Source organism: Actinomyces procaprae (genome assembly GCF_004798665.1).
Classification (GTDB): domain Bacteria; phylum Actinomycetota; class Actinomycetes; order Actinomycetales; family Actinomycetaceae; genus Actinomyces; species Actinomyces procaprae.
In genome coordinates this window covers 807,283-818,915 of sequence record NZ_CP039292.1, presented here as the reverse complement: position 1 = coordinate 818,915, position 11,633 = coordinate 807,283, and the positions used below count along the sequence as shown (strand labels likewise).

Annotated in this window: 8 protein-coding genes; 5 read left to right on the top strand and 3 right to left on the bottom strand. The window is 69.1% G+C overall.

The features are described from left to right. Positions 1-156: 156 nt before the first annotated feature. Positions 157-876 carry a LysE/ArgO family amino acid transporter gene (locus E4J16_RS03095; protein WP_136313231.1) on the bottom strand — a complete coding sequence of 240 codons (720 nt, stop codon included), beginning with the start codon at positions 874-876 and terminating at the stop codon, positions 157-159. A gap of 115 nt (positions 877-991) precedes the next feature. Between E4J16_RS03095 and E4J16_RS16170 the strand changes: the two genes are divergently transcribed. Beyond that, entirely contained in the window at positions 992-3,682 is a 2,691-nt protein-coding gene (locus E4J16_RS16170) for a P-loop domain-containing protein (RefSeq protein ID WP_240038246.1), read from the top strand. Positions 3,683-3,966: 284 nt separating this feature from the next. Here E4J16_RS16170 and E4J16_RS03075 read toward each other — a convergent pair whose 3' ends face one another. Then, positions 3,967-4,524 (bottom strand): NADPH-dependent FMN reductase, encoded by a 558-nt coding sequence (locus E4J16_RS03075; protein WP_136313230.1) that lies wholly within the window; start codon positions 4,522-4,524, stop codon positions 3,967-3,969. Between the two features lie 165 nt (positions 4,525-4,689). On the opposite strand from E4J16_RS03075, the gene ilvA reads away from it, so the two are divergent. The 4 genes from ilvA (at position 4,690) to E4J16_RS03055 (ending at position 9,665) form a co-directional block, all read left to right on the top strand. Next, entirely contained in the window at positions 4,690-6,264 is a 1,575-nt protein-coding gene (gene ilvA / locus E4J16_RS03070; protein ID WP_136313229.1) for a threonine ammonia-lyase, biosynthetic, read from the top strand. Positions 6,265-7,874: 1,610 nt separating this feature from the next. Next, complete coding sequence (locus E4J16_RS03065; RefSeq protein WP_136313228.1) at positions 7,875-8,570, top strand: ABC transporter ATP-binding protein; 696 nt, start codon at positions 7,875-7,877, stop codon at positions 8,568-8,570. Continuing rightward, positions 8,545-8,790, top strand: a complete 246-nt coding sequence (locus tag E4J16_RS03060) for a hypothetical protein (protein WP_136313227.1) — start codon at positions 8,545-8,547, stop codon at positions 8,788-8,790. Before E4J16_RS03065 ends, E4J16_RS03060 begins: the two co-directional genes overlap by 26 nt. Then, complete coding sequence (locus E4J16_RS03055; RefSeq protein WP_136313226.1) at positions 8,787-9,665, top strand: hypothetical protein; 879 nt, start codon at positions 8,787-8,789, stop codon at positions 9,663-9,665. Before E4J16_RS03060 ends, E4J16_RS03055 begins: the two co-directional genes overlap by 4 nt. A 71-nt stretch (positions 9,666-9,736) precedes the next feature. On the opposite strand, the gene ilvD is transcribed toward E4J16_RS03055, so the two are convergent. Beyond that, positions 9,737-11,632 (bottom strand): dihydroxy-acid dehydratase, encoded by a 1,896-nt coding sequence (ilvD, locus tag E4J16_RS03050; protein ID WP_136313225.1) that lies wholly within the window; start codon positions 11,630-11,632, stop codon positions 9,737-9,739. Position 11,633: the final 1 nt, after the last annotated feature.

Genomic DNA, 11,633 nt, shown 5'->3' with positions numbered 1-11,633 from the left:
TGCCTCCTCAGCCCGCCACCTCGCAGCCCAGGCTGGAAGTATATGGATCGCCCGTCGCCGACGTGCCCAAACCAGCACGCCATAACTACCGACCTCGGCACGTAAGATCTACCGATCTCGGTGAGTGGGGGCGGACGAGCGACGCGGCCGCGCCGGTCAGGAGCCCAGGGCCAGGTGGAGTGCCACCCCCAGCATGACCAGGCCGACCAGTACGTCCAGCACCCGCCAGGTGCGCGGGCTGGACAGCGGCCCGGACAGCGCCCGCGCCCCCAGGCCCAGCGCCGTGAACCACAGGATCGACGCCGCCCCGGCGCCGGCCGCGGCCACCCACCGGGCCGCCCCGAAGCCGTTGGTCACCGTGCCCAGCATCAGCACGGTGTCGAGGTAGACGTGCGGATTCAGCCAGGTCAGCGCCAGGGTGGTCAGCGCCACCGACGACGCCGGGCGCGCCTGTTCCTGCTCAAGCGCGCCCGGGCGCATGGCCGAGCGGAAGCTGGAGATCGCGAAGCCGAGCAGGTACAGCACCCCGCCCCAGCGCAGCACTTCCAGCACCCACGGTGCCAGGCGGGCGACCACGCCGATCCCGCCGGTGCCGATAGCGATCAGTGCCAGGTCGCTGAGCGCGCAGATGGCAACCACCAGCCCCACATGCTCCCGCCGCACCCCCTGGCGCAGCACCCTGGCGTTCTGCGCTCCGATGGCCACGATCAGCCCCAGCCCCGTGGCGAAGCCGGTGACGGCGGGCGCGAAGCCGGACCAGGACGCGGAAACCGCCAACGGGGCAGAGACCAGGCCCCCGAGCGCGGGGGCGGCTGCGACGGTCCCTGCAGCAGCCAGGACTTGGAGGGAAGTCGACGGGGCGAACAGGAGCGTCATGGGGGTGACCCTATGGGTTCCGGCAACACCTCGTAAGCCGGGCGAGCGCACGCGCGACCCGCCGTCGTCGGCACGCGCGTCGGGAGTTGCGCCGGAAATGTGCCAATATCAGGGCATGACTGAGCGCAGTGACTACACAGACAGCCGCGGCTACGGGGATCGCGGCAGCCGTCGCGACCGATACGACCGATATGACAGGGGAAACGACCGGGGTTATGACCGGGGCGAGCGGAGCGAACGCGGCTACCGGGGCGACGGCGGGCGCGGCTATGATGACCGCGGCGGCTATGACCGGGACAACCGGGGCGGCCGGGGCTACGACCGAGACCGCGACTACAGCGACCGCCGCGGCTACGAGCGCGGCAGCCGGGGATATGACCGCGGCAACCGCAGCTACGACCGGGACAACAACCGCGGCTACGGCGACCGGCGCGAGGGCAACCGCGAGGGCCGCTACGACCGCGGCGGCTACGACCGGGACAACCGGGGCGGCCGGGGCTACGACCGAGACCGCGACTACAGCGACCGCCGCGGCTACGACCGCGGCAACCGGGGATATGACCGCGGCAACCGCAGCTACGACCGGGACAACAACCGCGGCTACGGCGACCGGCGCGAGGGCAACCGCGAGGGCCGCTACGACCGCGGCTACGGCCGGGACCGGGGGTATGACCGTGACCGTCGCGGTCAGGGCTACGGCCGCGACGACCGCCGCGAAGGCCGCCGCTACGACAAGGGCCCGCGCACAGGCACGCTCAGCGACCTGGTGGACTACCTGCACGTGCTGGACAACCGCCCCTACGGCGCCTACCGCGACACCATCGGCCACTACCGCGCCACGGAGGGCTGGACCCTGCACGTCGACTACGTCCAGCCCGACCCCTACGCACCGCCCACGCGCATCCGCATCCAGGCCCCGGCCGACCTGCCCGGCCTGAAGCTGCTGCAGGACGCGGACCTGCTGTCCACGCGCGACCGGCGCATCGCCGTCTCCGACTTCCTCACCCGTGAGCTGCACCGGGGCTTCCGCGGCACCAACCTGTCGATCGCCGCACCGGGGCAGGAGATCCTCGAGCGCTGCTCGGTGATCGTCTCCACACCGTCCGACGACGCCCTCGACGGCGACGCCCAGTCCGACGCCGCTGCGGCCGCTGCCGCCAACACGGACGGCTCACCCGCTGAGGACGGGCAGGACAGCGCCGTCGTCGACCTCTTCACGGTGCTCACGGAGTCCGAGGAGGGCGACGCCGCCGAGGAGACCACGGCCCCCGCCGAGGACACTGACACGGACACAGCGGACGCATTCGCCGCAGCCATCGGCTCAACCCAGACAGCCGACCCCGAAGAGGTCGCCGCCCCCGCAACCGACACGGCCGCGGAGTCGGCCTCCTCCCCCGCGTCCGCAGCCTCCGCCGCAGACGCCGAGGCTGATGCGGACGACGCGGACGCACCCGGTGCCGACGCCGACAACGAGCGCAAGGCCCCCGCAGGCGTCATCATCGAGATCCGCGCCCGCGTGGCGCTGCCGGCCCGCGGCCGCACCATTCGCGGCCGGGAGGCCGCCAACATCTTCAGCCACGACCTGACCCGCGAGGTCAACGCGGCCCTGGACCTGACCGGGGAGCGGGCCGAGCGCCTGCTGGAGCACGTCGCCACCCTGGAGGACCACCGGGCCCTGACTCAGGCGGTGCTCGACAACGGCTGGGTGTCCTTCCTTGCGGACGACTCGATCCTGCCGCGCCGCTCCGGCGTCAGCAACGCCCCCATGGAGGAGGGCGCCGTCCCCCTGAGCGCCCCCGATTCGCTGGCGGCGACCGTGACCCTGCCGCACGCCGGCGAGGTGCGCGGCACCGCCATCGGCTCCGGCGTAACACTCGTCGTCGGCGGCGGCTACCACGGCAAGTCCACGCTGCTGAGCGCGATCGAGCGGGGCGTCTACCCCCACGTCCCGGGCGACGGCCGCGAGCTGGTGGCCACGGTTCCCGATGCCGTCAAGGTGCGGGCCGCCGACGGGCGGGCGGTGACCGGCGTCGACCTGACCCCCTTCATCTCCCACCTGCCCGGAGAGCGGGACACCGCCTCCTTCACCACCACCAACGCCTCGGGCTCGACCTCACAGGCGGCCTCCATCGTGGAGTCGATTGAGGCGGGCGCGTCCGCGCTGCTGCTGGATGAGGACACCTCCGCCACCAACCTGCTGATCCGTGATGCACGCATGCGCACGCTGGTGTCTGATGACCAGGAGCCGATCACTCCCTTCGTGGACCGCGTGGGCGCGCTGGCCGAGGCAGGCGTGTCCACGGTGCTGGTGATGGGCGGATCCGGGGACTACCTGGACGTGGCGGACCGGGTGCTGCTGCTGGACTCCTACGTGCTGCATGACGCCACCCAGCGTGCCGCCGAGGTGGCCGCGGCACAGCCGCGGGAGACTACGGCACTGGCCGACTTCCCCATGCAGTCCCCGCGGGTGCCGCTGCCCTCGCAGCGCACCCAGCGCGGCCCGGTACGCACGCGCGCACGGGGCACCGACTCGCTCACGCTGGACCGGGAGGACATCGACATCTCCGACGTCGCCGGGGTCGTCGACTCCGGGCAGGCGGAGGCCGTGGCCTACGCGCTGCGGGCGCTTTTGGAGCAGCGCTTCGACGGGGAGTCGACGCTGGCCGAGTGCCTGGAGGACCTGGACGCGCTGCTGGACGACGAGGGCCTGGACGCGCTGGATCGCCGCCCGGCCTTCCTGGTGCGTCCGCGCATGGTTGACGTGGCGGCGGCGGTCAACCGCTACCGCAGGCTCAAGCTGGCCTGAGCGCGTGCGGGGCGGCGCTCGGCGTCGCCCCGCACGCTCGTTTTTCCTACGGGTCAGGGGAAACCGCGGAATCATGCGGTTTCTCGAATGATCTCAAAATGGATAAGGGGTCTCCCGTGTGCGCCGCGACCTCGGCCGCACACGGGAGACCCCTTATCGCATTACCGGCCCACTCCGGATAATCACCACTTTCGCCCGCCATTGCAGGGATAAGTGGCGATTACGGAGGTTGGGCGCGGCCTGCCTGAGCGTGCGCCGCGGGGCTGAACCCCGCCGGGGCGGGGTCAGCGCAGCGCGGCCAGCGCCCGGTCCTGGGCGACGATTGCCTCAACCATCGCGGGGACCTCGCTGTCGTGGAAGGCGGCCGGGGCGAAGCTGGACATGTTCTCGAAGTCGGTGGCCAGGTGCAGGTTGACCTGCGGCCCCACCACGCCGGTGGTGAAGTTCGACAGAATCAGGCGCAGGGCCTCGATCGGCCGGTGGCCGGCGGAGAAGGAGTAGCCGACCAGGCCGACGGCCTTGTTGGCCAGCACGGACGGGGTGATGAAGTCAATCGCGTTCTTCAGCGCGCCCGGGACGGAGTGGTTGTACTCCGGGGTCACGAAGACGTAGGCGTCGTAAGCCGCCAGGGTCTCGTTCCACTTCACCGCGGCCGGGTCCTTGGCGGGGGCGGCCATCGGGGGCAGCTCCTCGGCGAAGACCGGCAGGTTGAAGTCGGCGAGCTCGAGGACGGTGGCCTCGACGCCCGCAACGGTGTTGGCCCTCTCGGCAACCCACTGGGCGACGGGGCCACCCACGGAGTTGGGGCGGATGGAACCGGTGATCACGGCGATCTTGGTCATGTTGTACTCCTTGGAAGCACAGTTGGAAGCAAATCAAGCAGATCGGACTCTAGGTCATACGTCCCAGTCTACATATAGACACTTCAATGAGCTTGCTCATACTCATCGACTCGACTTCTAGAACGGCTTGCGATGCCAACACCGGCCCCCAGTTAGGCTGAGAGTGTGAGCGATGCTGGAAGCAACGGAAACCACGCCGACCCCGACTCCCCCTGGGACGGCGCCCGCTACCTGCGGGAGATTCTGCGCGCCCCCGTCTATGAGGCCGCCGAGCACACCCCCCTACAGCCGATGCCCACGCTGTCGACCCGCCTGGGCAACACGGTTGAGGTCAAGCGCGAGGACCTGCAGGCGGTCCACTCCTTCAAGATCCGCGGCGCCTACAACGCCATGCGCTCCCTGTCCGACGCCGAGCGCGAGCGCGGCGTGGTGACCGCCTCCGCCGGCAACCACGCCCAGGGGGTCGCCCGCTCCGCCTCCCTGCTGGGGGTGCGCGCACTGATCGTCATGCCCACCGTCACCCCCCGCATCAAGGTCGACGCCGTGCGCGCCCTGGGCGGCGAGGTGCTGCTGAGCGGGGACAACTTCGACGCCGCCAAGGCCGAGGCGCTGCGCCTGGCCCAGGCGGAGGGGCTGACCTACATCGCTCCCTTCGACGATCCCCGCGTCATCGCCGGCCAGGGCACCATTGGCTTGGAGATGATTCAGCAGGACGCCGATCTGGATCGCGTGTTCGTGCCCGTGGGCGGCGGCGGCCTGGTCTCCGGCATCGCCGTGCTGATCAAGCAGCTGATGCCGCAGGTGCAGGTAATCGGCGTGGAGCACGAGGAGTCCGCCTGCCTGAATGCCGCCCTGGCCGCCGGGGAGCCGGTGACGCTCGAGCACGTCGGCCTGTTCGCCGAGGGTGTGGCGGTGCGCCGCATCGGGGATGAGACCTTCCGCCTGTGCGCGCAGCTGCTCGACGACGTGGTCACCGTCTCCTCCGATGAGGTCTCCGCCGCTGTGCGCGACCTGTTCGAGGACCTGCGCGCCGTGCCGGAGCCGAGCGGCGCTGTTGCCCTGGCGGGGCTGAAGCAGTACGTGGCCGCGCACTACCTCGCCGGCGAGCGGCTGGCCTGCGTGTTGTCGGGCGCGAATCTGAACTTCCATCAGCTGCGCTATATCTCCGAGCGCGCCGAGATCGGCGAGCAGCGCGAGGCCATCCTGGGGGTGACCATCCCGGAGGTGCAGGGCGAGTTCCTGCGCTTCGCCTCCGTGCTCGGCGGCCGGGCGGTCACCGAGTTCAACTACCGGGTCTCGGCCTCCGCCCCCGCGGGCGCACCGGCCCGGATCTTTGTGGGCGTGCGGCTCACTCGCGGACGCGACGAGCGCCGCGAGATCGTCGCCGACCTGGAGGCCGCCGGCTACGGCGTGGTGGACCTGACCGAGGACGAGCTCGCCAAGGTGCATGTGCGCTCCATGATCGGCGGGCGCGCCCCGGAGGGCCTGGTGGAGCGGCTGTTCAGCTTCGAGTTCCCGGAGTCCCCCGGGGCGCTGACCCGTTTCCTGGAGATCCTGGGGACCCGCTGGAACATCACCCTGTTCCACTACCGCACCGATGGCGCCGACTACGGGCGCATCCTGACGGCCTTCGAGGCCGGCCCGGACGATGCCGAGCTGACCGAGCACATGGACCGGCTCGGCTACGCCTACCACGAGGAGACGGACGACCCCTCCGCCCGCTTCTTCCTGGCCCGCTGACCCCGCCGCCCCGCCGCAACCCCTTCACCGAGGTCGGTAGATCTTACATACCGAGGTCGGTAGATCTTACGTACCGAGGTCGGTAGATCTTACGTACCGAGGTCGGTAGATCTTACGTACCGAAGTCGGTAGATCTTACGTACCGAGGTCGGTAGATCTTACGTACCGAAGTCGGCAGATCTTACGTACCGAGGTCGGTTGCACCCTCAGCGGTCTCTTCGCGTTAAGGGGCTCTTCCGGTTTGTGGGTGTGGTGTCCACGGGCCGGTCGAGAGCCTGGGCTGGCGAGCGAGTGGACTGGGGGCTCCACTACGCCGGTTGGGCGTTAACAACGTCACTTAACGGTTTGCTGTACACCTCGGAGCCTTGCAGCAGACGGTTAACCGGCTCTTCGCGTTCGAGGGTGTGGGTGGAGCCGGGAGCCAGTTCGCCGGCGTGCTTTGCGCTGGCGTCGTCTGCTACGCCGGTTCGGGGTTTACTACTCGGGTTTGGTGTCTGCTGAAGGGATCTGTGCCCTTCAGCGGAGGTCAAACTGGCGTAGCAGACGCCGAAGGGGCGTACCCAACGATCTGCCCCTGGCGCTGACCCCACTCGCTCTACGCCCGCGACACCGCCCCGAGGACACCCCCCGCCGGCCACAAGTCCTCGTCAGCCCCAGAACGTCCTCGCAGGCCCCACGCAGAGCCCGCCCGGACGCTCGAGCACGACCTCCTCGTCCCGAGCATGACCACCCGCCGGCCAGGTGCACGCCGAACAGCGCGCCCGGGCACGACCACCCGCGAGCCCGGGCGCGACCACCCGCGGGCCCGCACCACCACACCCACAAACGCGCAGCGCCCGCGAGCATCCGATGGTGCTCCCAGCTGTCACAGATTGCACCACTTTGCTGGGACGCGCCGGGAACCTGGCCAACAGAACCGCATGATTTCAACGATGTGCGCTAGGCGGCTCGCGTCCGGGCAGGTAAAGCGGTGCAATCAGTGACAGCCGGGCGACGGTCACCGTGTCGAACCGGCAGGCCCACCGGTCTCCTCACCCGGCGACACGCCGGCCGCCACATCCACAAGCACGACGAGCCGGTCCAGATGACCTGGCGGGGCTGCTAGAGGACACGCCCCGGCCCTCAAGGACACCTCCCGGGAAAGCGTCCTCGGCGGCCCGACGATGTCCCACCGACCCGACCACCCCCGCATCACCCCAACCACCACCCCCACCCACAGCCCCGGCCAAACCCCACAACCGCAAACCGGAAGCGCCTCTAAACATCGCCACATTAAGACCAATTCAACACTACGCCTTGCACCTTCATTACATATCTGATACATTTATGAAGGGCGATACCCGCATTTGAAAGGCGTGATCAACAATGCCCTCCGAACCCGCCACCCGCTCACGTCGCACAGTACGCTCGATAATTGGCCTGCTAGCATTGGCGGTGGCGGTGCGAGCACTCATGATCGGCAATACCATCGAAGCTATCGCGAGCCTCGTTCTAGGGGTACTGTTTGTCGCCGCCGCGCTTCTAGGGCGCCCCAGATCATCCAAGACCCGAGCCCCACACTGACCACCCGTTCCCCCGCTCTTCTCTTCACCCCGGTTGAGGAGGTAATCATGGAACACGTCCTCGAGGTCAGCGGCCTGCGCGCCTGGTACAACCGCTCCGCCCCCGTCCTGACCGATGTCTCGCTGACACTCGATGCGGGCGAGGCCGTGGGGTTACTGGGCGTCAACGGCGCCGGAAAAACCACCATGCTCAAGGCGCTCTGCGACGCGCACCGCGGTTACGAGCTCCGGTCCATGCGGTACCGCGGACGCGCATGCAGACCGGATACGCCCACATTCAAACAGCAGCGCTATTTCGCCTTAACCAACGACGCCTCGTTCCCCACCTGGTCATTGGACACCTTCATTCGTTTCCTGGACCGCGCCTACGGGAAGCGAGAACGCCCGCAGCTGCTCGACGAACTCATCGACGGCTTCAACTTCCGCGGCTATCGGTCAACCCCATTCGGACAGCTGTCCAGCGGCACCCGAAAGAAGGCCGCGCTCATCGCCGCCTTCCAAACACCGGCCGACATCCTGTTCCTCGACGAGCCGGTGGACTTCCTCGACTTCTCGGCAACGGAGTATCTCTACCACTGCATAGTCGCCGCCGCCGAACGTGGGCAGGCGGTACTACTGAGCTCCCACATCGCCGAGTCCTTCACCCGGTGCACCACTCGACTCTACGTGCTCTCCTCGGGCCGGCTCAGCGGCCCCTTCGACACTCCTGGGGATTCCGATGCTGTCGCAGCCCTCGTCAACTAGCGCTCTGGCAGCTCGGGCCGTGGCGGGCGAGTTCCTCAGCAAACGGACCGTATGGTCCAGCCTGATCCTGACGGCGGTCGCGGCATGGGTTGGCATGCACCTGGGCGTCGTGGTCAACCTGCGGGTCGCCTCCGCCGGGGTCTTCTTGGCCACGGCGGCAACCATGTCATCAATCGCCTGGACCTGGGTCCACAGCGAACGCTGGCCGGGCCTGACGTGACGCGGTTCCCGATCGCCGCCAGGGACCTGGCGCGTGCCGCCTACCTCGTCGGTTCGCTGGTGGTGCTCCTTGAAGTCGTTCTACCCGTGATCGCGTTCATCTCCACGGCTCAAAGCATCACCTGGCCCAATGCCATCACGGTGACTCTGCTCGCCCTCGGAATGGCGCCCCTGGTCCTCCTGCTCTGGACCGGCCCCACGCGCCGTCATCGCCTGGGAGCGCTCATCGCATTGGCGGCGGGGATCGTCCTTGGCATTGTCCTAAGTCCGCTCACAGCGGCCGTGATGCTCGCCGTCGAGGGCACCGTCTGTTTCCTGCTCGGCTTCGAGGTGGTTGACGACGCCGCACGACGGCGCAGAGCCGGACCGCGCACCTCCAGCCTCATACTCGGTGAGCTGGCGAGCTCCCGGATGACGCAGATCAACACCGCCGCGCTGGTCGCCTTCGGCTGGCTGTTCAACGCAATGCTCCACAACCACGGTGCCGCGCTGCCGCTCGGGGCCGTCATGGTGGTGCAAAACACCCCGCTCAATGCCTACTTCTCCCGGCATCCGAGCACCTGGCTCGTGGTCAAGACCTGCCCGCGCACGTGGCGCACGCTATGCGTTTACGCCCTCCAACTCGCGGCCCTGTATCTGATATGCGGTGCCGTCGCCGTGTTCGGACCCGAGCCAACGCTCGCACACTTCGGCAACGACGTCGCCTTCGTGGTCACCACGGCTTCATCCGCGGCCCTGGCCGCCGTCCTCATGGAATGGCGCTGGCCGCTGCTCGATTGGAAGTCCGAGCGCGAAGTAATCCGCCACCCGCGCAAGTACGTTCCCGCACTCGTCGCCTGCATGCTCTCCACCGCATGCTGGGCGCTCACGCGCTGAGCGGGTGCGGCCCCGACGACGACGGCGCGCGCACCCCCGCTCAGCTGCGCCAGTTCCGAATGCGGCAGGCGTCAGCGAACGCGGATCCGGCTCAGGTCACGCACGGCGCCGAGGTCGGCGCTGGTGGCCAGCATGCCGTAGGCGCGCAGCGACTTGGACACGTGGCGGGGACGCGGGCTGTGCGGCGTCCACGCCTCCTCCCCGCGGGCCTCCTCCTCGGCGCGACGCCGGGCGATCTCCGCCTCGTCCACATCCAGCTCAATGGAGCGGTTCGGGATGTCGATGACGATGCGGTCGCCGGTGCGCACCAACCCGATGAGCCCGCCCGCTGCCGCCTCCGGGGAGACATGCCCGATGGACAGCCCGGAGGTGCCGCCGGAGAAGCGCCCGTCGGTGAGCAGCGCGCACTCCTTGCCCAGGTGCATGGACTTGATGTAGGTGGTCGGGTAGAGCATCTCCTGCATGCCCGGACCGCCGCGCGGCCCCTCGTGGGAGATGATGACGACGTCCCCGGCCTTCACCTTGCCGCCGAGGATGCCGTCCACGGCCTGTTCCTGAGACTCGAAGACGACGGCGGGGCCGGAGAAGGTCAGGATCGAGGCATCCACCCCGGCGGTCTTGACGATGCAGCCCTTCTCCGCGACGTTTCCGAACAGGACGGCCAGGCCGCCGTCGGCGGAGTAGGCGTGGGCGATGTCGCGGATGGCGCCGCCTACCCGGTCCACGTCCAGGGCCTCCCAACGGGAGTTCTGGGAGAACATCTGGGTGGTGCGCACGCCCGCGGGGGCGGCCAGGTAGAGGGTGCGGATCGCCTCATCCACGCGGCTCGCCTGCGGGTCGCGTACGCCGTCCTCGCCGGGGCGGCCGATGTCGTACTGGTCGAGTTCGTCGGCCAGGGTGCCGCGCAGCACGGTGCGGGTGGTGGTGTCGAGCAGGCCACCGCGGTCGAGCTCGCCGAGGATGCCCATGATGCCGCCGGCACGGTGGACGTCCTCCACGTGCACGAGGTTGGTGGAGGGGGCCACCTTGCACAGGTGGGGCACCTTGCGGGAGAGCCGGTCGATGTCGGCCATCTTGAAGTCGACCTCCGCCTCCTGGGCGGCGGCCAGCAGGTGTAGCACCGTGTTGGTGGACCCGCCCATGGCGATGTCCAGGCTCATGGCGTTCTCGAAGGCGGGCTTGGTGGCGATCGACCGCGGCAGGACGGAGGCGTCGTCCTCCTCGTAGTAGGCCTTGGTGATCTGAACGATCCGGCGGCCGGCCTCCTGGAACAGGGCCTTGCGGTCCGCGTGGGTGGCCACCAGCGAGCCGTTGGTGGGCAGCGCGAGCCCGAGGGCTTCGGTCAGGCAGTTCATGGAGTTGGCGGTGAACATGCCCGAGCAGGAGCCGCAGGTGGGGCAGGCCAGGCGCTCGATGGCGGAGATGGTCTCGTCGGGGACGGTGGGGTCGGCGGCGTCCATCATGGCGTCGATCAGGTCGAGCTTGCGGGTGGTGCCGTCGGCGGCGACCATCTTCCCGGACTCCATGGGACCGCCGGACACGAAGATCGTGGGGATGTTCAGGCGCAGCGAGGCCATGAGCATGCCGGGGGTGATCTTGTCGCAGTTGGAGATGCACACCAGGGCGTCGGCGCAGTGGGCGCTGACCATGTACTCCACGGAGTCGGCGATCAGCTCGCGGCTGGGCAGGGAGTAGAGCATGCCGTCGTGCCCCATGGCGATGCCGTCGTCGACGGCGATCGTGTTGAACTCCTTGGCGATGCCGCCGGCGGCCTCCACCTGTTCGGCGACGACGCGGCCGACGTCCCGCAGGCCCACGTGCCCGGGGACGAACTCGGTGAAGGAGTTGGCGATGGCGATGATGGGCTTGCCGAAGTCCGAGTCCTTCACGCCGGTGGCGCGCCACAGGGCGCGGGCGCCGGCCATGTTGCGGCCGGTGGTGGAGGTAGCGCTGCGATAGCGGGGCATG